Origin of the sequence: Streptomyces aurantiacus JA 4570, assembly GCF_000414115.1 — a bacterium.
Lineage (GTDB): Bacteria > Actinomycetota > Actinomycetes > Streptomycetales > Streptomycetaceae > Streptomyces > Streptomyces aurantiacus_A.
This window is the reverse complement of sequence record NZ_AOPZ01000067.1, coordinates 81738-101777: the sequence shown is the minus strand read 5'-3', so window position 1 is coordinate 101777 and position 20040 is coordinate 81738. Positions and strand designations below refer to the sequence as shown.

Here is a 20040-nt window from a genome sequence, read left to right as displayed (position 1 = left end):
GCCCCCACCCTCGCGCCGTGGCTCCGTCACGCCCTCCCCCGGGCCACGGACGGAGCAGCAACTTCGCGCCATCCGGCCGTCATCGCCGCGCCACGGCAGCCGGGCCGCTTGTCGGACAGACACGTTCGTATGATCGTCGGTAACTTCTTGATCGGCGCGGTGTTGAGCACCCCGAAGCGGCCGGATCGGCCGTGTTCCCGGGTGACGGTCCGGCCCCCGCGAGGCGGTGGACGACCCGGCAGGGAGAAGGATCAAGGAGCAGGCAGTGAAGAGCAGTTGGATGCGGAAGACCTCCCGTGGGGTGCTGGTGGCAGCGGTGTTCGCCGCGCCGTTCGCCCTGTCGAGCGGTGTCGCACACGCCGACGAGACCCACCACAGCGGCTCCCACACCGCCCCGGTCGTCGGGCTCATCAACACCGGCCAGATCGACGACCCCATGGAGGACGTGCTGGAGCACACCCTGAACTTCGGCGACGGGTACGCCTGGGACTGACCGGAAGAGCAGCGCCCCCACCCGCACCGCCACGCGCCGCCCGAGCGACCCCGCCCGGGCGGCGCCCCGCATGTGCCGCCCGCCGAGGGGTCACTTCCAGCCGTACGCGTACGCCGTCACCCACGTGACCTCCAGCTGCGCGCTGCTCCCCGGTTCAGCCGTCGGACCCTCCAGGGCGCTCTCGTTCTGGAGCACCCAGGACAGGGGGCGGTCCGGCACGTTCCGGGTGTCGTGCCCGACCTGGCGGCCGTCGACGAAGAAGCGGACCCGGCCCGGGGTCCACTCCGTCGACACGGTGTGCCACTCGGTCCAGTCGTCGCCCCCGTGGAACGAGCCCTGCCGGCCCCCGCCGCACGGGTGGTGGAAGGCGCTGAGGGAGCCCGTCCACTCGCCCTCGGGATGGTCCATCTCGCAGCCGCCGCCGTAGTGCAGCCAGGCCGACTTGTATCCGGGGGCGAGCCGGGTGACCTTGATGCGCGCGCTGTACTTGCCGTACTTCATCTGCATCACGGCACGTGGTACGACCGCCGCGGCGTGCACGGGCCCGCCGTCGTCGGGCCGCCACATGCGGATGCGCAGACGGCCGTCGCCGTTCTCCGCAGGGCCGACGCTCACCGTGTCCTCCGGGTGGTAGACCCCGACGACGCCGCGAGCGCGGTCGTTCGCGGTGTCGCGCCAACCGGTCGGGTACGCCCACCAGTTGTCGCGGTACGAGCCGCTGAGCCCGCCGCAGTACGCGGCGGAGGTGTCGGTGTGGTGGTCGCAGTCGCTGAACGACCCCAGCGGGACGCGGTCGCCGTCGAAGTCCTCGGCGAGGACCTGCCAGAACGGGCCGCAGTCGCCGCGCGGCATGCTGGGCCCGACGGTGCGGCAGGCGTCGGCGGAGTGCCGGGCTCCGTCGGCGCGCGGGATGCCGAACAGGGCGGCCAGCAGGGTGGCGCCCAGGGCGGCGAACAGTGTGGGTCTGCGGTTGCGCTGCGCTGCGTGTGTGCCCATCGCGGTGCGCTTCCTCCCGTCCGTCCGTGGTGCGGCGAGGTGCTGTGGGGGCTAGGCATCCTTGCCGTGCGGAAGGGAAATGGCCATACCTCGGCGGGCCCGGTGGGGCGCACCGGCGCACCCGCGGAACGGCCTCGGGAAAACGTCGGCGAACGCGCGCCCTCGACCGCCCGCGCGCGGGTGGACAGGGGCGGGGCGCGGATGGGGGGCGCGGGCGCTGCGCCGGGTGAGGCCGCCCGGGGCGGCGGCCTGCGCCCCGCCTATCCTGGGCCGGTGATCGATCTGCCGCTCTCCGCCCTAGAGGTGTCCATCGTCGAAGCCGGCACCACTCCCGCCGACGCGCTGGCCAACTGCCACGCCGCGGCCCGGGAGTTGGACCGCCTCGGCTACCACCGGCTGTGGTTCGCCGAGCACCACCACTCCCCCGCCATCGGCGCCTTCCCGCCGGTGCTCCTCACCGCGCACACCGCCGCGAGCACACCCGGCATCAGGCTCGGCTCGGGCGGCGTCCTCGCTCCGAACCACGCCCCGATCACCCTCGCCGAACAGTTCGCCACCCTCGCGGCCCTGCACCCCGGCCGTATCGACCTCGGCATAGGCCGCGGCCCCGGCACCTTCCACGCACCCACGGCGCGCGCCCTGCGCCGCGGCGCCGACCCGGCCACCGACGACGAGTACCGTCGCGACGTCGCCGCGACCCTCGACTTCCTCCTGGATGTCGCCCTCGGCGAACTCCCCGAGCCCTGGCTGCTCGCGTCCAGCGACGCGGGCGCCGAGCTGGCCGCCGAGCTGGGGCTGCCCATCGCGTTCGCCCACCACATCCGCCCCGCCAACACCGTCGCGGCGCTGGAGCGTTACCGGAAGGGCTTCCGGCCGTCCCGCTGGTGCGAGGCCCCGCGCGTCCTGGTGTGCGTGGAGACGGTGTGCGCGGACACCGAGGAGCGGGCCACCGAGCTGGCCCGGCCCATGGACGTCATCAAGGCGGGTCTGCTCAACGGCCACGGCGAGACGGCGTTCCCGACGCCCGCGGCCGCGGCGGCCCACCGCTTCACCGAGCAGGAAGAGGCGGCGCTCGCGGCCTTCGTCGGCGAACAGGCCCGCGGCACGCGCGAGACTGTGGCGGCCGCGCTGAGCCGCGTCGCCGAGTCCACAGGCGCCGACGAACTCATGCTCGTCACCCCCGTCTACGACATCGCTGCCCGCGTCCGCTCCTTCGCACTCGTACGAGAGACGTTTTCGGACAACAAGGTGGTTTCGGACAACGTATCCGAGTGATCCTCTCTCCGGTCCCGCGCCGGGTAGTGATGCCGCCATGGAGACGATGGTGCCGGTCGACGGCGGCGAGGTGTGGGCGCGCGACGAGGGCGACCCGGAAGGGCCGGGGCTGCCGCTGGTGCTGCTGCACCCCGGCGTCGGCGACTCCCGGGTGTGGGACGACGTGGTGCCCGCCGTCTCGGGACGGCGCCGGATCATCCGCTACGACGCCCGCGGCTTCGGGCGGTCCCCCCGCCCCGCCACGCGCTACTCCCAACTGCGCGACGCGCTCGCGGTCCTCGACCACTTCGGGATCGACCGGGCCGTCGTCGCCGCGTCCAGCATGGGCGGCGCCACCGCCTTCAGCCTCGCCGTGGCCGCGCCGGAGCGCGTCGCCGGTCTCGCCCTCTTCGCTCCCGGAGCCACCGGCGCCACCGGCCTGGAGTCGCCCGAGGTCAACGCCGAGATCGAGCGGCTCGCCAAGGCGGGCGACATGGACGGCCTGGTGGCGCTGGGGCTGCGCCTGTGGGGTGCGACCGATCCCGCGCCCGACGGCGAGGCCGCGCGGCAGTTGCGGGCCGCGATCCCGGCGTGGTTCACGACGTACGGACAGGACGTCGCGGACCCGCCCACCTTCGACCGCCTCGGCGAGATCGCGGTGCCGTGCGTCCTGGCCATCGGCGACCTCGACCAGCGCGAAGTGATCGCCTGCAACGAGGAGATGGCCGCCCGCGTCCCGGGCTGCCGGCTCGTGCGGCTCGCCGGGTGCGACCACTTCCCCACGCTCCGGGAGCCCGGGACGGTGGCGCGGCTGATCCTGGACCTGTGCGCACAGGTGGATCCGTGAGGGGCCGACGGCCACGGTGACTCGCGCGTCGACGGACGCGGTGACCGCGCGGCGACGGACGCGGTGACCCGCTCCTGCCGGGCCACCGCGTCCGCACACCCCTACCAGGGGTGACGCCGCCTCACAGGGCGCGCCACAGCGACGGCGCCGACGGCGGCTCCCAGCCGCGCTGGGCCGTGTGGGCCTGGAGGCAGACATAGCCGCGGCCGTCGTGGGTGATGCGGTCGCCGGCGCGGTAGTCGGCTCCCGCGGCCCACGTGCCGGCCGGGGGCTGGGTCGGAGGGTCGGTGGGCGAGGGCGACTGGGGCACGTTCAGGACGAAGTCGAACTCGGCCTGCTTCGTGTTGCCGACGTCCCGTACCTTCATGAGCAGCCGGGCGTCGAAGATCGGGTCGGTGTTGTTGCGGGGCTCGCCGGGGAAGTACAGCTGGGTCGTGAGGACCGGGCGTCCGGGCGCCTGCAGCTTGACGTGCAGGTGACGGGTGCGGCCGGGGTAGAGGCCCGGGAAGACCGTGGTGAGGGTGAACGCGCCGCGGGCGTCGGTGAATTGGTGTCCGCGCAGCCGGAAGCCGACGTTGTCGTAGGCGCCGCGGGCGTCGGCCTGCCAGAAGTCGAGGAGCACCTGGGACAGCGGCAGGCAGGCCAGGCCGAAGACATAGCCGGTGACGGTGAGCCGTGTGCCCTGGGTGCCGGGTTCCAGGAGCGAGGTGCGTCGCGGGGAGTTCGGTTTGAAGTAGGGGCCTTCCGTCTGCGGTGGTGTGGGGTCGTCGCCGTCGTCGCAGGACGGGGTGACTTCCAGGGGCTTGCCGCTGCCCGCGCTGGTGCGGGCCAGGGCCGGTACGCCCATCATCGCCACCGGCACGGCGACGCCCGCGGCCAGGGCGGCGCGGAGCACCGTCTTGCGGCTCGGGCCCTTGTGCTCCGCGGCCGGTGCGGATGCGCCGGGGTCGGCCGCGGGTGCGCCGGGGTCGAGGGGCTCACCGGCCGGCGGGCCGGGAGGCTGTTCGCTCATGCCGTGGCCGTTGGCGCGCGTCTCGCCGTCCATCGCTCCTCCTGGGTGGGGGGTGGGGATCGGCTAAGAAGCTATGCGGAGGGTCCGGGCGGGGCGATGGACGCAATGCGGTGGTCGTGGTGAATATCGCCATCGCCGCGGCGGAAGTCGCCGGGCGTGGCGCCGGTCTCGCGGCGGAAGAAGCGGCAGAAGTACGCGGGGTCGCCGAACCCGACCCGGTCCGCGACCTGGCGTACCGTCAACTCGGTGCAGGCGAGCAGGCGTTTGGCCTCGTGGACGCGGGCCTGACGGAGGAGTTCGCCGGGGGTGCGGCCCATGGCGGCCTTCACCGCCTCGTTGAGGTGGCTCACCGAGACGCCGAGGTGTCCGGCGCACTCGCGCACCGACCAGGGCAGCGCGTGCGGCGCGTTCACGAGGGCGACGAACCGGGTCGCGACCGGCGGGGTGCGGGTGGGGACGTGGGCCTGGGCGGGTTGCTGGTGGATCCGGTCGGGAGCGGGCAGCCGCGCGGCACGCACCACGAGGATGTGCAGCAGCGCCCGCAGGACGCCGCCGAAGCCCTCGGCGCCCAGCCGGTACTCGTGGTCCATCTCGGCGACGAGCCGCGCCGCCCAGTCCGCGTCCCGCTCCGGCAGCTCCAGCCAGGAGCGGCGGCCGAGCCGGCGCAGCAGGGCGCGGTCGGCGGGGCGCTCCAGCAGGAAGTCGTCGGTGAACACCACGACGCGGCCTTCCAGGCCGCGGACGCCGTCCCAGTAGTGCACCTGTCCGGGTGCGATGAAGCACAGGTGGGGCGGCCGCAGCGTGAAGCTGGTCAGGTCGACGACATGGCTGCCGGTGCCCCCGGTGACGTACACGATCTCGTGGAACGTGTGCCGGTGCGGGAAGGAGGCCCGGGACATCGGGCCGATGGTGTCGAAGGTGCCGATCGCGAAGGGCAGCGCGTTGGGCATCGGCACCTCGAGCCGGTGGACCGGCAGCCCTCCCGCACCCGGGTCGCTCCCGTTCCCCGGACTCGTACCGGGCAGCACCGTTGACCCGCGCATGCGTACGCTCCCCTCCCCGACACCGCCGCCCCCGGCCCGGCCCGCCGGGCCGGGACCGCACATCGACGGCTTGTCAGGTCCATACCATTGGACGGGTCCACGATGGCATGCGGGGAGGGGAGCACCTACGGGTTCTCAGGCCAAGTTCGAAGACAGGCTCTGAGGGTGTGACCGGCAAGTGTGACCGGCAAGGCTCCGCCCGTCGCGGCCGCACCCCCGTGTCGGCCGCGACGAACGAGCTTGTGTACGGGCCCTGTTGTGGGCCCGTGCCGTCGTGGCGGGGTCGGCGGCCGCCGCGACGGTGCGCGCTGTGTGGCAGCGCGGGTCTTCTCAGTGGGGTCTCCTCAGGGGGGTCTTCTCAGTGGCCCATGCCCGCGCCGCCGTCGACCGGGATGACGGCGCCGGTGATGTAGCCGGCCTCGGGTGACGCGACGAAGGCGACCGTGGCGGCCACTTCCTCGGGCGCGGCGAGCCGGCCCAGCGGGATCTGCCGGACCATGGCCTCGCGCTGCTCGTCGGTGAGGCTCTCGCTCATCGCCGTTTCGGTCAGACCGGGCGCGACCACGTTCACCGTGATGCCGCGCGAGCCCAGCTCACGGGCGAGCGACCGGGCGAAGCCGACCAGGCCCGCCTTGGACGCGGCGTAGTTGGCCTGGCCCGCCTCGCCGCGCAGGCCCACGGCCGAGGAGATCACCACGATGCGACCGGAGCGCGCCCGGAGCATGCCGCGGGTCGCCCGCTTGGCGACGCGGAAGACGCCCGTGAGGTTCGTGTCGAGGACGGAGGTGAAGTCGTCCTCGGTCATCCGCATGAGCAGCTTGTCGTTCGTGACGCCCGCGCAGGCCACCAGGACCTCCACCGGCCCCTGCTCCTCCTCCACCTCCTTGAAGGCGAGGTCGACCTGGTCCGCGTCCGTCACGTCGCAGCGCACACCGAACAGGCCCTCGGGCGGCTCGCCGGTGCGGTAGGTGACGGCGACACGGTCACCGGCCGCCCGCATCGTGCGGGCGATGGCAAGGCCGATGCCTCGGCTGCCTCCGGTGATCAGAACTGAGCGGGGCACAGGGAACCTTTCTGGTCGGGAGCGCTGTCGTCTCCGGCGGTGGTGGCGTGTGTGCCCCTGGCGAGGCGATGGTGTGCGTGGCCCGCACCCACGGTGCGCGCGGAGGATCTCGCGTCAGCAGGCACGCCGGGCCCCCGAGCGCGTGAGCTGACCGCTCATCCGTGCGGCGGTGTCCATCAGCGCGTGCACGCAGCGCGAGCGGGCCACGGCGCCGCGCATCCGGCTTCGCGGGGCGAGAAGTGCCACGGACCCGGCGACCACGGCCCCCCGCCACAGGGGAGCGGCCACGGAGTCCCATCCCTCGAGGGGCGAGGGACCGATGGCGTAGCCCTGTTCCCGGACGCGGTCGAGCCCGGTCCCGGGCGCCGACCCGCCTTCGAGGCAGGCGAGGATGGCCAGGCCCGCGGCGTCGTGGTCGAGCGGCGCGCTCCACACGAGACGCAGTTCCCCGGGCGCGGCCGACCGCAGTGCCGCCGCGTGGGCGCCGACGGCGCGTTCCGTGCAGAACCGCAGCGAGGCACCCACCAGCAGGGGTGCGTACAGCAGCGACACCAGCCCCGTACGTGACTGTAGAGTGACGAGTTCAGCACGCAGTGCAGGCGAGGTCTGACCAACTTTTGTATCCGTGACCTCATCGACGAGGTGGGGGGAACGGTGCGAGGTCTCCGTCAGGGCGTAGTGGCCGCGTGGACCGCGCTGCTCTACGGCCGCCTCCCTGGCGAGGGCCCGCAGATACCGGTGCGTGGTGGGCGCGGGCAGCCCCGCCTGCGCGGCGACGACCGCCAGCGGGTGTGCGCCCGGACCGAGTTCACGCAGGGCCCGCAGTACCGCCAGGGTCCGGGCCACCGCGCTGCCGGCGTGTTCTCGCGCCGGTGTGGCGACCACCGGTTGCAGCACAGCGAACTCCCCCTTGCGGGCACAGTGAACCGCCGTGCCTTCCACGGGCGTGTTCAGATCCGGCATCCGATTCTCGTCGCCGGATCACGGGGAACACCAGGCCATGAATTTTCCGGTCCGCGTTTTACAGGAAGTTCGACTTCCGGTCCGGGCTGCTCGACCGTTTGTTTCAGCGCGGGGAAAGGTTAGACATTGAACAACAAGGAGGCTCTGCAGCAGTTGCTGCAGTACAAGCGCGGCCAGATAAGCCCCACCGAACTCGGCTCGCCCCGGCCCACCGGGCGCGGTCGCCGGTCGCGGGGGCTTTCGCAGGCGCGCGTGGCGCAGGAGCTGTTCGTGTCCGAGCGGACGTACGCGCTCCTGGAGCGCGGGGAGATGGCGCAGCCTTCGGCGAACTTCCTCGACAACGTGGCCAGGGTGCTGCGGATGCGGGAGGCCGAACGGACCGCCCTGTACGTGTACGCCCTCGGATACGAGCCGCCGTTCCCCATGGACCCGATGGCGGGCACGCATGTGGGTCCGGCGTGGCTGACGGCCGTGCACCGGGTCAAGGGGCAGCCCTGTTACATCAATGACGTCGCTTGGAATGTTCTGGCGTGCAATGACGATTTCGTCCGTATGTTTCCGCAAGTACCGGGAACCACACCCCAGTTGCCGGAACGCAACCTGATGCGCTGGATGCTGCTCCGGGAAGACGCGCGGGAATGCCATTTGGTCGACTGGGAGGCGAACTGGGCCATCAAGGTGGCCGCGCAATTGCGCACCGCGTATGCCGCCCACCCGAACAACAAGGACCTCCAGATGCTGGACGAGGAGGTCAACGACGATCCCGTGGCGGGCCCCATCTACCGTCGGCACAATGTCGCCTACGTCCACCCCGACGGTGACGCGCGGCCCATGCGCCATGCCGGCGTCGCCTCGCTCGGCGTCGACGGCGAGGGCGTCACCCGGTGCTGCGCGCAGCACCTCCCGTCCGTGCTCGGGTCGGTGACGATGTGTACGGCCCAGCCCCTCCAGTCGCCGGGGTCGCGCTTCTTCTTCCTCGTCTTCGCACCGACCTCGGCGGAGCCCGCCGAGGCGGGACGGCACGTCTCGGCCACCGGCGAGCCGGCGGGCGTGCTTCCAGGGTCGCGCGCGGGTGAGAATGCGTGACCATGAACTCTGATCCGACTCTGCTTCCCATAGCTCCCGGTGTCCACGTCTGGTCCCCCGGGTCGACCGGCAGCTGGGGTCTCGCCAACTGCGGACTGCTCACCGCGGGCGGCCAGTCGGTCCTGATCGACACGCCGTACACGCTGAGCCTCACCGACGACTTCCTCGCCGCGGCCCGCGAGGTCGCCGGGCCCGGCGCCGACATCTCCGCCGTCCTGACGACGCACGGCAACGGCGACCACGGCTGGGGCAACCAGCGGGTGACCGGAGCCGAGATCGTCGCCACGCACCGCACGCTGGAGCACCAGTGCTTCGAGCCGTCCCCGGAGCAGTTGCGCCACCTCGTCGAGGACACCGACCCGGAGCAGCCCCTCGGCTGGTACTTCCGCCGGCACTTCGGGCGGTTCGACTTCGCCGGGATCACCGTGCAGAAGCCCACGAGGACCTTCCGGAACCGCATGGATCTCCTGGTGGGCGACATGCCCGTGGAGCTGTACGAGGTGGGGCCCGCGCATACCGTCGGCGACATGGTCGTACGACTGCCCGAGCAGCGGGTCGTGTTCGCCGGTGACGTCGTCTTCGCCGGCGACCACGTGTGCCACTGGGCGGGGCCGCTGGGGAGCGTGATCGGCGCCTGCGAGCGCATTCTCGACTGGGAGCCGGACCTCGTCGTTCCGGGCCACGGTCCGGTGCTCGACCCGGACGGGCTGCGGGCCCACGTCCGGTATCTGCGGGACCTGGCCGAGCAGGCACGGACCCTGCACGCGCGCGGCCTCTCGCCGACGGCGGCCGCGCGGCACCTGATCGAGGAGGACCGCTATCCGGGGCTGCACCTTCCGGAGCGCCTGGTCATCACGCTGGCGTCCGAGTTCCGGCACCTCGACCGCGACGATTCCGAGCCCGACATCCTGGCCCTGATGGACGCGTGCTCACGCATCGCCTGGCACCGCGACGGTGTCGCCGCGGTGCCCCAGGCCGGCTGACGGACGTCTCCCGGGCCCCGGCCGCCATTTCGGCGGCCGGAATCCGGGCACCGCGAATTCCACTCGCCGAAACGCCGAACGGCCTTGCGGCGCAGTCGAGTTGCGCGGGGATCGCAGACAGGATGGGGTTCTCGTGTGGGCGCGCCGACCCAGGTCGGATGAGCGCCGACCGGCACCGAGCACGGTTCTCCCCATCGCTTGGTGAACCGCCGGCGAGGCAGGGCACTGCCGACCCGGCAACGAATGCCGTCGCCACCCCCCGGCGGCGGCATTCTCATGCCCGCGTACGAGCGGCTCGGCCGCCCGGGGCCACCGGCGGACCCCTGACGCGTGTTTCGGCCCTGCCCGAAAGCCCTGTCCCCCCTTCCCCTGCACGCGGCAGCGTGTACGCATCAAGGGGGAAGGCGCACCGGCCCCACAACTGCGGTGCGGAACGGGGAACACAGATGCACTCCGCTCGGAAGGCCCTCATCGGCGTGGGGGCCGCGGCCCTGCTCGCCACCGGCGGCGTGAGCACGGCGGCGGCGCAGTCCGCCACCGGGGCCCACGCCACCAGTGCCGCCTCCGCGGCCGCCCAGGACAGTCGGGCGATGGCGCCGGTGAAGGGCAAGGTGACGGCGAAGAAGAAGGGGATCGGCAAGGCGTCCGCCACCTTCAAGTGGAAGGGGCAGAACCGCACCGGCCCGTTCAAGCTCTACGTGAACGACACCAGCTGCGACGGGTGGGACGCCTTCACCTTCCTGCAGTTCAAGATCAAGAAGCACGGCGAGCTCAAGGTGAGGACCGGCGACAGCCGCCTCTATGACTACACCTGCCGGCAGGGCGGCGGCGAGCGCAAGACGGTCAAAGGCTATACAACCTCCTACAAGCTCCACAGCATCCGCATCGCCGTGTGCCAGAACGACAGGCTGGGTACGGGAGACACCTGCCACTTCGGGAAGTGGAAGAAGAACCCCAAGTACTGAGCCCGGAACCACCCGGCAAGCAGCACCGTGACCGTGCGCCCGGCCTCCCGGAAGGGGCCGGGCGCTCGGCGACGGCAACCCCGGGCGCGCAGCAGCCGCCGCCCCGGGCGGGGCGGCGGCTGCTGGTCGTTCGCGCGAGCGCGGGGCTTCGGGACAGGGACCGGTCGGCTCGGATCTCTCCCGTGCTTCTCGTTCGGGCGTCTGTCGTCCCCAGCTCGCGCCGCGCTCACCTGGCGTGAGCGGTCAAGCTGTTCACACCTCCACTTCGAGGCACACCAGCCGCTTGTCCTTGCGGGCGGTGAGCGCTGCTTCCCACATGGGCTTGACGAACGACGGGATCAGCGACGCGTCGATCCGCTCGGGGGACGCGAAGCGGTACTCCCCCGGGCCGTCCTCGCGCAGGGTGATGGCACGCCGCTGTTCGGCGGTGACCTCCCCGGCGTCGAAGATGTAGTACACGCGCGGCATCCACCCGTCGGAGTCGACCCAGGCCACCACGAGAAGGTCACCCATCTCGACGTCCAGGCCGAGCTCCGAGCGGATCTCCCGGGCGCAGGCGGCGCTCGGGCTCTCCCCCGCCTCGACATGGCCCCCGGGAAGATTCCAGTAGGCCGTGTACATCGGGTTCACCATCAACACATCGCCGTGCTCATCGGCGATGATGGCCCCTGCCGAAGCGGCTAGGGACGTAGCAGTAGCATCCATGGCATCTTCCTGAATTAGCCCCGTCATGACGTGAGCACGGCTCATCAGGATCGGGCGGCTCGGCGAGCGGGGTCCCCAACCCCGCCCAGTGGGAGCGAGGACGGGCATCGCTCGCTCCCGGCAGGGTCCCAGTCCCTCGGGCAAAAGCGCCCCCGCGCCCCGATGAGGACTGTGTCCGCTGCCTTTCCATGGGCCGCACCACCAAGGAGCTCATGGTGCAAAGACGTGTCGCCACCTCTTCATAGCTCCTCCCCGCCCCGCCGTGGTCCGGATTCGGGCCACGACGGTCCTGGCATCACCTGACGAAACGCTCGTTCCATTCGCAGGGGCCGACCAATCCCCGAGAACGCCACCGAAGTTGGGCGGGCGAGCCCAGCTGTACTGTGACGCGGCACCATCGCCGACCGGGGTATGAGCAGGACCGATGACTGTCCTCCGGGTGTCCCCCGCCCCCACGCGGGAATTTCCGGAAGCAGCTCATGCGGACGAATGGAACATCCGGGCAGGATTCGTTCCTCGTCAGAGCCAGCCTGCCCCCGGCTCCGGCGTGAGACAGATCCTGATGCACTATCACAGGCGGTGTCAACGATTGAGAACGACGCATGTCATGGGCGTGCGCCGCCAATGAACCCGCGGAATGCCCCCCTCAGGGTCTTCGATGCACCTCAACGCGCGTAGCACGGGCTCGCTACGGGCACCTTCCGGCACCACCCTGACCACGGTCCGTCTTCCGTCCCTGCACCACCTTGACCAGCTCGTCCAGGGCCGGGAGCAGGTCCCGCAGTGTGTCGATCTGCGCGCCGTCGGCCGTGCTGCGCAGGGCGACCGAGCGCGCGCCCAGCTCCTGCAGCACCGCCCGCGTGGCCAGCTTCGGCAGGTCCTCATTGACCATGCGGCGCAAGTACGTGATCAGCGCGGCGCCTTCGGTGCGCGAGCAGAAGCCCTCCGGCACCCCGTAGAAGAGCTCCAGACGGGCCGCGTGGTCGTGATTCGCGCCACGTTCGCCGTTGAGGAGGTTCGAGACGTGCTGCGCGGAGATGCCGGTGGCCCGCGAGATCTCCCTGAGTCCGTACGGCTCCTTGCCCCCGGGAGTCTCCTTGAGGCGGGTCCGCTGCAGGAAGCGCAGCCGCTGCTGGAACAGCGCCCTGCGGAAGGTCTCGCGCGCGTTCTTCTCCCGCGGCTCCTCCTCGGGGAGTTCACCCGTCAGCAGGGCCCGCACCCGTTCCGGCTCGATACCGGTCGCGCGGGAGATGAGCACGACGTCCAGGAGGCGGCCCCGCGAAGTGCCCAGCCGCAGGGCGTAGGCATCGATGTCGCCCAGCAGACGGGCGATCTCGGGTCCGGGCGCCGGTTGGTGGTCGGCTGCGTTCACCTGAAGGTCTCCATGGGCCACGGAACTCGTTGGGCGCCCTGAGGGTATCCGCCTCAACCGTCTCCGGCCAGCGTCGTCTTCAATTGTTGACACGATGCTCGCCGTACACTGTTCGACTTTCGGGCGTTTCCGGCGCCCGACCAGCGCCCAGGCCCAATTCAAGGGCCGCCCTGGACCGTTGGCCGGCGGCGGCCTCACCAAGCCCTCACGGCGGCGGACTGATAATGTCCCTGCCCAGGTCAGCGGGCAGACACGCCCGCCACGTAGGGGACGGGGAGCGTGAACGGCCTATGAGAGGCGCCAGCGCACGGGCACAGGTCCCGTGTCTCGCGGATCCGGCTCGCGGAGCGCGAGCGGTGCACCGAGCCGGGGCGGCCCGGAGAGCGGCGACGGAGCGCCGGAGCGGGCCGGACCGGCCGACGCTCACGGGACACGGCGCGCGCGGGCCACGAAGGACCGTGCCACCGCCTCCTGTTGAGCGCGCCGGGGCCACCGGGCCCGCCACCGCCCCGAACCGGGAGCGCTGACCCGTGCCGATCGTCTGCGCCCCGATCGCGTGGCGCACCGCAGGCCCGGCGCTCGTCGCCGACACCTCGACCCGCATCCGCTCCGCCGTGCGCAAACGCCGCGCCTGGGCCAGGGCGCGCCGACGGGCCGTCCGCATCATCCACGACGACCTCGGTCTGCGGCCGGGCCAGGGGCTGCAGGAACTCGTCGACGCCGTCGCCCGCGAGCGCGGCAGGACCATCACCATCCTGAAACTGCCCCTGCCCTCGCACGTCAGCGGGTTCTGCGTGCAGGGGGACGCGGAGGACACCGTCGTCATCACCGCCAACACCAGCGAACGGCAGGGGCTGCACGTCCTGTTGCACGAGCTGTACCACCTGCTCAGCGGCCGGACGCCGGACGTGGATCCGGGCACCGTCACCGCCTGCGACGTCCTCGACCCGCACGTCCTGGCCGAGCAGATGCCCTCCCTCCCCGCCGAAGCGGTACGGGAGGTGCTGACCAGGCCCGCCCAGTTTCGTACCGGCTACGAGGAGGACGAGGAGTGGTCGGCTGAAGTCTTCGCCACCGTCGGCCTGTTGATGCTGTCCCTCGACGAGGCGGGCAGCCACGCCGGGTCGCTCATCTCGTCCTTCACCAACCGGCACGCCGGCATCTGATGTGGCACACGCTGCTGACCGTGGTCGGCGTGACCGCCGCCGCGATCGCCTTCACCCTCGCCGCCGGCAAGGCCCTCGCGGCCCGCCGCGAACCGGCGTTCCCCGTCAGGCTCGCCGCGTCGTCCCTGTTCAGCGCGGGCATCGTGTTCCTGCTGGGCACGCCCGCCGTGTACAGCGCCGTCGACGCCGCCTTCGGCGCTCCCCATCTGGCGGCCCTGCTCGGCAACGCCGCGGGCCTGCTCTGCGTCGGCCACGCCCATCTGATGGCCATGCTGTGGGATCCCGGGCACCGCGGCGGTGGCGCGCTGCGCCGCACGGTCCTCGCCTGGGCTCCGCTCTACGCCGGCACGATCCTCGCCCTGGTGGTCCTCTACGCCCTGGCGGATCCCGCCGGCGGGACACGCCCGCTGCTCTTCGCACCCGACTATGTGGACTCCCCGCAGGTCGTCGCGTTCCATCTCGTCACCTTCGCGGCGCTGATCGTCGCCATCAGGGCCACGGTGCTGCGCTGCCGGGCGCTCCTGGCGCCGCAGGGGCCGCCGCTGTCCCCTCGACTGCGCCGGTGCGTCCGCGAGTTCGCGCTGGCCATCGCCCTGGAACTCGCCCATGTCGGCTGCGTCGCCGCGGCGATGATCGGCGCGGCGTGCGGCCTGGGGCTCGACGGACTCGCGGAGGCCGCGTGGCTGGCGACCGCCGTGAGCGGCCTCGTCGCCCACTGCAGCCTCGTACGCCTGTCGCTCGCCGCCCGCCGGCAGGAGCGGCGCGACCACCAGACCCTGCGCCCGCTGTGGCAGACCGTCGTGCGCGCCGACCCCCGGCTCGTCCTCGCCCCCGGTCTGCTGTGGGGCGGCTGGGACACCCGCATCGCCCTCTCCCGCAGGCTCGTCGAGATCCGCGACGGCGCCCGCAGCCTGAGCCCCTGGATGAGCAGTGCCCCGGCCCGGGCCGTGGAACAGCTCGCCCGGCGCGGCCTCCTCGGTTTCGATCTCGTGGCGGCGCAGGCGGCGGCGACCCTGCTTGGCGGCGCAGGCGGCGGCGACCCTGCTGTACGCCGCCGACGCACGCGGCGAGGGCCGGCCGCCGACGGACTCCGACATGCTGCTCGCGGCGCTGCCCGGAGAGGACGTGCCCGCCGCGGCGGAACGCGCCCACCTGGTCCTGGTGGCACGTCACCTCGACAACCCGGTCGTGCTGGAGGCCCTGGCGATGGCGCGGCGGGAGCGGTCGGCTGCGGGGGCGGGGCGGAGGTAGGCGGCGGCTCGCGCCGCGCCCGCGGGCGGGCTCATCGCCGTACGCCGCCAGGGCGGCTCACCCCCCGTCCACGGCCCCGACCGCCCCGACCGCCCCGTCAAGGAGTGGCCCCAACTCCCGCGCCACGGTCGCCAGCGCACGCACATCCCCCTCGGCGCGGGCCATCAGCAGCGCCCCCTCCACCGTGCTGATCATGAGCGTCGCGAGCGCCTCGGCACGGGCGGCCGGTACGTTCATGTCGGTGAGCGCCCGGGCCACCGGCCCGGTCCAGGCGGCGAACGCCGCGGCCGCGGCCGTCCGCGTCGACTCGCTCGCGTCCGCGCAGTCCACCACCGCCGCGGCCACCGGGCAGCCGGACGCGGCGCCCACCGCCTCCAGCTCGTCCGTCCACTGACCCACCATCGCGGCGAACAGCCCGCTCGGCGTCGGCTCGGCCATCCCCGCCACGAACCGTGCGACACGCCCCGCCGCGTACCGGCCCGCCCAGCCCACCGCCTCGTTGACCAACTGCTCCTTGCCGCCGGGGAAGTAGTGCTGGAGGGAGCCCCGCGGCGCCCTCGCGTGCGCCACCACGTCCCGCATGCCGGTGGCGCCGACGCCGCCCCGGCGCATCAACTGGGCCGCGCTGAAGACCATCCGCTCGCGCGGGCTCCGCCCATCCGCCTCGTCTGCCGTCACGTGGCCGCCTCCACCTCACTCACCGCGCCGTACGCGAAATTCCCTGGGCCGCACCGTACTTCGCCCGCTACTATGACGGCTGTCATAGACGGCGGGTCGACGGCCCCGCGGGCCACAGAACGGGAGTGCGCGATGGACGTGGGGTTCCTGGGGCTGGGCGTCATGGGACAGCCCATGGCGCTCCAACTGGCACGGTCCGGCACGCGGTTGATCGTCTGGAACCGCACCCCCGCCAAATGCGCGCCGCTGCGCGAGGCCGGGGCGCGGGTGGCGGCGACCGTCGACGAGGTCTTCGAGGAGGCGCCCGTCGTCGTCCTCATGCTGGGCAACGGGGCCGCGATCGACTCGGCGCTCGGCCGGGACACGCAGGCGTTCGGCACGCGGGTCGCGGGGCGGACGATCGTGCACATGGGGACCACGTCGCCCGAGTACTCGCGCGATCTGGCCGCCGACGTGCGTGCGGCGGGCGGACGCTACGTGGAGGCTCCGGTGTCCGGGTCGCGCGAACCGGCCGAGTCGGGGCAGCTGGTGGCGATGCTCGCGGGTGAGCCAAAGGACGTGGCGGCGGTGCGGCCGTTCGTCGAGCCCATGTGCAAGGAGACGTTCCTGTGCGGCCAGGTGCCGGGCGCGCTGCTGATGAAGCTGGCGGTGAACCTCTTCCTGATCACGACGGTCACCGGTCTCGCCGAGTCGTTCCACTTCGCCGAACGCCAGGGCCTGGACACGAAGCTGTTCCTGGACGTGCTCGACGCCGGGCCGATGGCGAGCGGCGTCTCACGGATGAAGACGCCGAAGCTGCTGGCCGGGGACTTCGGGGTGCAGGCGGCCGCCCTGGACGTCCTCATGAACAACCGGCTCGTCGCCGAGGCGGCGCGGTCGTCCGGCGTGGCCTCGCCGCTCCTCGACGTCTGCCACGCGCTGTTCGCCGACACGGTGGCGCTGGGGCACGGCGGCCTGGACATGGTGGCGGTGCTGCGGGCGATCGAGGCCCGGACGGACGGGACCGGCCCGGCCACCTGAGGGGTGACCGGGCCGGTCCCGTCGCTTGCTTCAGCAGCCGCGTCCGGTTCAGACCCCGGCGCGCTCAGGGGTCTCCGACTCGGCCGACTCCGCCACCTTCTTCAGTACGGGCGTACGAGGCGCGTGCGCTGCCTTGAGTCCGAGCAGGGAGACGGCCGCGACCAGCACGAAGGCCGCTCCGGCGATGGCGAAGCTGAGGGTGAACTGGCTCTCCTCCGGCAGCGCGGGCATCCCGGCCGGAAGCTCGATGGTCTTGGACGCGAGGAGCGACGTGATCATCGCGCTGGCGACGGCACTGCCGACCGAGCGGGAGATGGAGTTGATGCCGTTGGCGATGCCGGTCTGGTGGGCCGGGACGCTGGCGACGATGAGCGCCGGCATGGAGGCATAGCCGAAGCTGATCGCCAGACCGACGACCATGCCCGCGCCGATCACCGAGACGGTGCTGTCGTGCGCCAGGGTCAGCCAGGCGAAGCCGAGCACGCCGAAGCACGCTCCGGCGGCCAGCGTGACGCGCGCCCCGATCCGGCGGACCAGCACACCGCCGAACTGGGCGCCCACGAGCGAGACGAGCGTGGTCGGCAGCAAGTACACGACCGAGGCGTCGAGCACGGAGGCGCCGAAGCCGTAACCGGCCAGCTCCTCGGGCATCTGCACGAGGTACGAGACGCCGATGAACTGGGCGAACATCGCGAAGCCGAGCAGCAGTCCGGCCAGGTTGGTGAAGAGCACGGGGCGGTGGGTGAACATCTCCATGTCCACCATCGGCTCCTTCACCTTCTTCTCGGTGAACACCCACACGCCCGCCATCACGACGGCGGCGGCGAAGCTGCCGAGTACGCGGCCGGACGTCCAGCCCCACTCGTGGCCCTGCGAGATCGGCAGGAGCAGCAGGACGAGGAGGGCCGCCAGCGTGAGCGCGCCCAGCCAGTCGGTGCGTCCGCCCGTCTTCGTACGCGACGCGGGGACGACGAACAGCACGCCGACGAGGGCCACCACGGCGAGCACGACCGCGAGCCAGAAGACCCGGTGGTAGTCCGGGTCTGAGCCCTGGGTGAGGAGTCCCGCGCCGACCAGGGCGAGCCCGCTGCCGAACGCGAGCGTGCCGCTGACCAGGGCCATCGCGCCGTGGAGCTTCTCCGGCCTGATCTCCTCACGCAGCACGGACAGGGCGAGCGGGAAGATCGCGGTCGCCGCGCCCTGCATCACGCGGCCGACGATGAGCCAGGTCAGCGAGGTCGTGGTGGCGGCGAGCACCGAACCGGCGATCATCACGAGCAGCACGCCGACCAGGGTCGGCTTCTTGCCGTGCTGGTCGCCGAAGCGGCCGAGCAGGGGTGTGAAGACGGCGGCGGACAGCAGCGTGGCGGTGGTCACCCAGCTCACGTTGGCGGTGGTGGCGTCCAGTTCGCTCTGGATGATCCCGAGGATCGGGACGACCAGCGTCTGCATCATCGAGACGACCATGGCGGCGAGCCCGAGCACCAGGACGACCGCGGTCTGTCCGGAGGGCCGAGCGGTCGCCGTGTGCTGTGCGTGAGACACGGAAACTCTTTCCCAACTACTTAAGAACCTAGAAGCTTGAGAACTTCAAGTAATGCCTTTACGGTAGACGTCAATATTTGAGATGGTCAAGTTTCTGGGCGTAAGGTGGATCACATGCCAGGACACCCGCGCGTCGGCACGGGCCAGCTCATGGAGCTGCTCTCGGTGTCGCTCGGCGCCTACTACGGCGATTTCACGGCCGCGGCCGCCCGCGAGAACCTCACGGCCAGCCAGGGCAAGACCCTCAGCGTGCTGCGCCGCGGCCCCGCCGCGATGCGCGTGCTCGCCGAGACGCTGGCCTGCGACGCCTCCAACATGACGGGCATCGTCGACCGGCTGGAGAAGCGCGGCCTGGTCCGCCGCGAACCCAGCCCCGGCGACCGCCGCGTCAAGAACGTCGTCCTCACCCCCGAGGGCGAGCACGCCATCGACGCGATCCGCGCCTCCATGCACACCACCCTGGCGGGCCTGGCCACCCTCGACGCCGACGACCGGGCCACGCTGTACGCCCTGCTGGACCGCGTCTTCACGCCCGGCCCCGCGGACGCCTGACCCGGCCGTCAGGCGGTGGATGTGCGGCGGGCCGTGGTCTCCCTGGTAATGAGGCGATGGCTGAGCGTGGTGGTCGCGGAGTCGCCCGCGTCCTCACCCTGCGCCGACTCGACGATGTGGCGGGCGGCCATGGAGCCCATCTCGTACAGCGGAAGGCTCACCGTGGTCAGACCGACGTGCTGGGCGACCCTGAGGTCGTTGATGCCCGCGACGGAGATCTCGCCGGGCACGTCGATGCCCGCCTGCCGCAGGGCGCTCAGCGCGCCGACCGCGACCTCGTCGTTGGCCGCGAGGACGGCGTCGGGCAGCGGCGGGCGCGCCATGAGCCGCACGGCCGCGGCGTGCCCGGCCTCGAAATCGAAGCCGCCCGGCACGCAGTGCGCGCCCTCGGCGAGGCCCGCGGTGCTCATGGCGGCGAGGAATCCGTCCCGGCGGTGCTGGGTGACGGTCATGCCGGGCGGTCCCTCGATGAACGCGATCCGGCGGTGGCAGAGCGAGACGAGGTGATCGGTGATGTCGTGGGCGGCGGCGCGGTTGTCGACGGTGATGGTGGGGCAGCCGAGGTCGCGGTCGGCCAGTGACACGGCGCGGATGCCCTCCTCCCGCGCCCGGCTGACGGCCTTGACGAGGTCCGGCGTCCGCGGGTCGTCGACGTAGCCGCTGCCCGCGAAGATCACTCCGGCGGCGCGGTAGTCCCGCATGGCCCGCAACCGGCCGATCTCCGTGTCGGTGCGCCGGTCGACGTTGGACAGCATGGTGACGTAACCGGCGCGCGTCGCCACGTCGTCCACGCCGCGGGCGATGACGGCGAAGTACGGGTTGACGATGTCGCTCACCAGGACGCCGACCAGGCCGCTGTGGGGCGAGACCATCGCGCGCGCCAGGGCGCTCGGCGAATACTCCAGCTTCGCGGCGGCCGCCAGGACCTTGGCGCGCGTCCTGGCCGAGACGGGATGGTCGGATCCGCTCAGCACACGCGAGGCGGTGGCGACGGCCACGCCGGCCTCCCGAGCGACGTCCACCAGTGAACTCACAGCCCACCCCAC

At 72.2% G+C, this 20040-nt stretch carries 19 protein-coding genes and 1 pseudogene; 10 read left to right on the top strand and 10 right to left on the bottom strand.

Features of this window, described 5'->3' with window-relative positions; genetic code table 11:
* Window positions 1–280: 280 nt before the first annotated feature.
* The gene (locus tag STRAU_RS08975) at window positions 281–493 is read left to right on the top strand and encodes a hypothetical protein (RefSeq protein ID WP_037658276.1); all 213 of its coding nucleotides are present in this window, start codon (window positions 281–283) and stop codon (window positions 491–493) included.
* Window positions 494–583: 90 nt separating this feature from the next.
* On the opposite strand, the gene STRAU_RS08970 is transcribed toward STRAU_RS08975, so the two are convergent.
* On the bottom strand, window positions 584–1489 hold the full coding sequence (locus STRAU_RS08970; RefSeq protein WP_016639951.1) for a glycoside hydrolase family 16 protein: 906 nt from the start codon (window positions 1487–1489) through the stop codon (window positions 584–586).
* A gap of 273 nt (window positions 1490–1762) precedes the next feature.
* On the opposite strand from STRAU_RS08970, the gene STRAU_RS08965 reads away from it, so the two are divergent.
* Both STRAU_RS08965 and STRAU_RS08960 read left to right on the top strand, forming a co-directional pair.
* Window positions 1763–2764: an LLM class flavin-dependent oxidoreductase gene (locus STRAU_RS08965; protein ID WP_016639952.1), complete on the top strand. Its 1002-nt coding sequence runs from the start codon at window positions 1763–1765 to the stop codon at window positions 2762–2764.
* A 37-nt stretch (window positions 2765–2801) separates the two neighbouring features.
* Window positions 2802–3590, top strand: a complete 789-nt coding sequence (locus STRAU_RS08960) for an alpha/beta fold hydrolase (RefSeq protein ID WP_016639950.1) — start codon at window positions 2802–2804, stop codon at window positions 3588–3590.
* A 121-nt stretch (window positions 3591–3711) separates the two neighbouring features.
* Here STRAU_RS08960 and STRAU_RS08955 read toward each other — a convergent pair whose 3' ends face one another.
* The 4 genes from STRAU_RS08955 to STRAU_RS08940 form a co-directional block, all read right to left on the bottom strand.
* Window positions 3712–4635: a dioxygenase family protein gene (locus STRAU_RS08955; RefSeq protein ID WP_016639949.1), complete on the bottom strand. Its 924-nt coding sequence runs from the start codon at window positions 4633–4635 to the stop codon at window positions 3712–3714.
* Window positions 4636–4673: 38 nt separating this feature from the next.
* The gene (locus STRAU_RS08950) at window positions 4674–5645 is read right to left on the bottom strand and encodes a helix-turn-helix transcriptional regulator (protein ID WP_078621078.1); all 972 of its coding nucleotides are present in this window, start codon (window positions 5643–5645) and stop codon (window positions 4674–4676) included.
* Between the two features lie 358 nt (window positions 5646–6003).
* On the bottom strand, window positions 6004–6708 hold the full coding sequence (gene fabG, locus STRAU_RS08945; RefSeq protein WP_016639947.1) for a 3-oxoacyl-ACP reductase FabG: 705 nt from the start codon (window positions 6706–6708) through the stop codon (window positions 6004–6006).
* A 114-nt stretch (window positions 6709–6822) separates the two neighbouring features.
* Window positions 6823–7605: a helix-turn-helix domain-containing protein gene (locus STRAU_RS08940; protein WP_016639946.1), complete on the bottom strand. Its 783-nt coding sequence runs from the start codon at window positions 7603–7605 to the stop codon at window positions 6823–6825.
* A 192-nt stretch (window positions 7606–7797) separates the two neighbouring features.
* Between STRAU_RS08940 and STRAU_RS08935 the strand changes: the two genes are divergently transcribed.
* The 3 genes from STRAU_RS08935 to STRAU_RS08925 all read left to right on the top strand — a co-directional run bounded on the left by STRAU_RS08935 (window position 7798) and on the right by STRAU_RS08925 (window position 10705).
* Entirely contained in the window at window positions 7798–8757 is a 960-nt protein-coding gene (locus STRAU_RS08935) for a helix-turn-helix domain-containing protein (RefSeq protein ID WP_016639945.1), read from the top strand.
* A gap of 2 nt (window positions 8758–8759) precedes the next feature.
* On the top strand, window positions 8760–9740 hold the full coding sequence (locus STRAU_RS08930) for an MBL fold metallo-hydrolase (protein WP_037658273.1): 981 nt from the start codon (window positions 8760–8762) through the stop codon (window positions 9738–9740).
* 446 nt (window positions 9741–10186) lie between these two features.
* Window positions 10187–10705, top strand: a complete 519-nt coding sequence (locus STRAU_RS08925; RefSeq protein WP_016639943.1) for a hypothetical protein — start codon at window positions 10187–10189, stop codon at window positions 10703–10705.
* Window positions 10706–10957: 252 nt separating this feature from the next.
* Here the strand turns inward: STRAU_RS08925 and STRAU_RS08920 are convergent, their stop codons facing one another.
* Window positions 10958–11410: an NUDIX domain-containing protein gene (locus STRAU_RS08920; RefSeq protein WP_037658318.1), complete on the bottom strand. Its 453-nt coding sequence runs from the start codon at window positions 11408–11410 to the stop codon at window positions 10958–10960.
* A gap of 688 nt (window positions 11411–12098) precedes the next feature.
* Window positions 12099–12782 carry a helix-turn-helix transcriptional regulator gene (locus tag STRAU_RS08915; protein WP_037658269.1) on the bottom strand — a complete coding sequence of 228 codons (684 nt, stop codon included), beginning with the start codon at window positions 12780–12782 and terminating at the stop codon, window positions 12099–12101.
* A 530-nt stretch (window positions 12783–13312) separates the two neighbouring features.
* Between STRAU_RS08915 and STRAU_RS08910 the strand changes: the two genes are divergently transcribed.
* Together STRAU_RS08910 and STRAU_RS44425 are read left to right on the top strand one after the other, a co-directional pair.
* The gene (locus STRAU_RS08910) at window positions 13313–13948 is read left to right on the top strand and encodes a hypothetical protein (protein ID WP_016639940.1); all 636 of its coding nucleotides are present in this window, start codon (window positions 13313–13315) and stop codon (window positions 13946–13948) included.
* Window positions 13948–14988, top strand: a pseudogene (locus STRAU_RS44425) (DUF6545 domain-containing protein); the annotation flags it as partial. The gene STRAU_RS08910 and the pseudogene STRAU_RS44425, both read left to right, overlap by 1 nt.
* 268 nt (window positions 14989–15256) lie before the next feature.
* Here the strand turns inward: STRAU_RS44425 and STRAU_RS08895 are convergent.
* A complete protein-coding gene (locus STRAU_RS08895; RefSeq protein WP_016639937.1) occupies window positions 15257–15835 on the bottom strand; it encodes a TetR/AcrR family transcriptional regulator in 579 nt (192 codons plus the stop codon).
* A 174-nt stretch (window positions 15836–16009) separates the two neighbouring features.
* Between STRAU_RS08895 and STRAU_RS08890 the strand changes: the two genes are divergently transcribed.
* Window positions 16010–16897 carry an NAD(P)-dependent oxidoreductase gene (locus STRAU_RS08890; protein WP_016639938.1) on the top strand — a complete coding sequence of 296 codons (888 nt, stop codon included), beginning with the start codon at window positions 16010–16012 and terminating at the stop codon, window positions 16895–16897.
* A gap of 48 nt (window positions 16898–16945) precedes the next feature.
* On the opposite strand, the gene STRAU_RS08885 is transcribed toward STRAU_RS08890, so the two are convergent.
* Window positions 16946–18442 carry an MFS transporter gene (locus STRAU_RS08885; protein ID WP_016639936.1) on the bottom strand — a complete coding sequence of 499 codons (1497 nt, stop codon included), beginning with the start codon at window positions 18440–18442 and terminating at the stop codon, window positions 16946–16948.
* A gap of 114 nt (window positions 18443–18556) precedes the next feature.
* Between STRAU_RS08885 and STRAU_RS08880 the strand changes: the two genes are divergently transcribed.
* Entirely contained in the window at window positions 18557–18994 is a 438-nt protein-coding gene (locus tag STRAU_RS08880) for a MarR family winged helix-turn-helix transcriptional regulator (protein WP_037658265.1), read from the top strand.
* Between the two features lie 8 nt (window positions 18995–19002).
* On the opposite strand, the gene STRAU_RS08875 is transcribed toward STRAU_RS08880, so the two are convergent.
* Window positions 19003–20016: a LacI family DNA-binding transcriptional regulator gene (locus tag STRAU_RS08875; RefSeq protein ID WP_259299865.1), complete on the bottom strand. Its 1014-nt coding sequence runs from the start codon at window positions 20014–20016 to the stop codon at window positions 19003–19005.
* Window positions 20017–20040 lie beyond the last annotated feature (24 nt).

Coding starts and splice junctions, on each gene's coding strand:
- STRAU_RS08975 (WP_037658276.1), top strand. CDS start 281: ATGCGGAAGACCTCCCGTGGGGTGCTGGTGGCAGCGGTGTTCGCCGCG.
- STRAU_RS08970 (WP_016639951.1), bottom strand. CDS start 1,489: ATGGGCACACACGCAGCGCAGCGCAACCGCAGACCCACACTGTTCGCC.
- STRAU_RS08960 (WP_016639950.1), top strand. CDS start 2,802: ATGGAGACGATGGTGCCGGTCGACGGCGGCGAGGTGTGGGCGCGCGAC.
- STRAU_RS08955 (WP_016639949.1), bottom strand. CDS start 4,635: ATGGACGGCGAGACGCGCGCCAACGGCCACGGCATGAGCGAACAGCCT.
- STRAU_RS08950 (WP_078621078.1), bottom strand. CDS start 5,645: ATGCGCGGGTCAACGGTGCTGCCCGGTACGAGTCCGGGGAACGGGAGC.
- STRAU_RS08930 (WP_037658273.1), top strand. CDS start 8,760: ATGAACTCTGATCCGACTCTGCTTCCCATAGCTCCCGGTGTCCACGTC.
- STRAU_RS08925 (WP_016639943.1), top strand. CDS start 10,187: ATGCACTCCGCTCGGAAGGCCCTCATCGGCGTGGGGGCCGCGGCCCTG.
- STRAU_RS08920 (WP_037658318.1), bottom strand. CDS start 11,410: ATGGATGCTACTGCTACGTCCCTAGCCGCTTCGGCAGGGGCCATCATC.
- STRAU_RS08895 (WP_016639937.1), bottom strand. CDS start 15,835: ATGGTCTTCAGCGCGGCCCAGTTGATGCGCCGGGGCGGCGTCGGCGCC.
- STRAU_RS08890 (WP_016639938.1), top strand. CDS start 16,010: ATGGACGTGGGGTTCCTGGGGCTGGGCGTCATGGGACAGCCCATGGCG.
- STRAU_RS08880 (WP_037658265.1), top strand. CDS start 18,557: ATGCCAGGACACCCGCGCGTCGGCACGGGCCAGCTCATGGAGCTGCTC.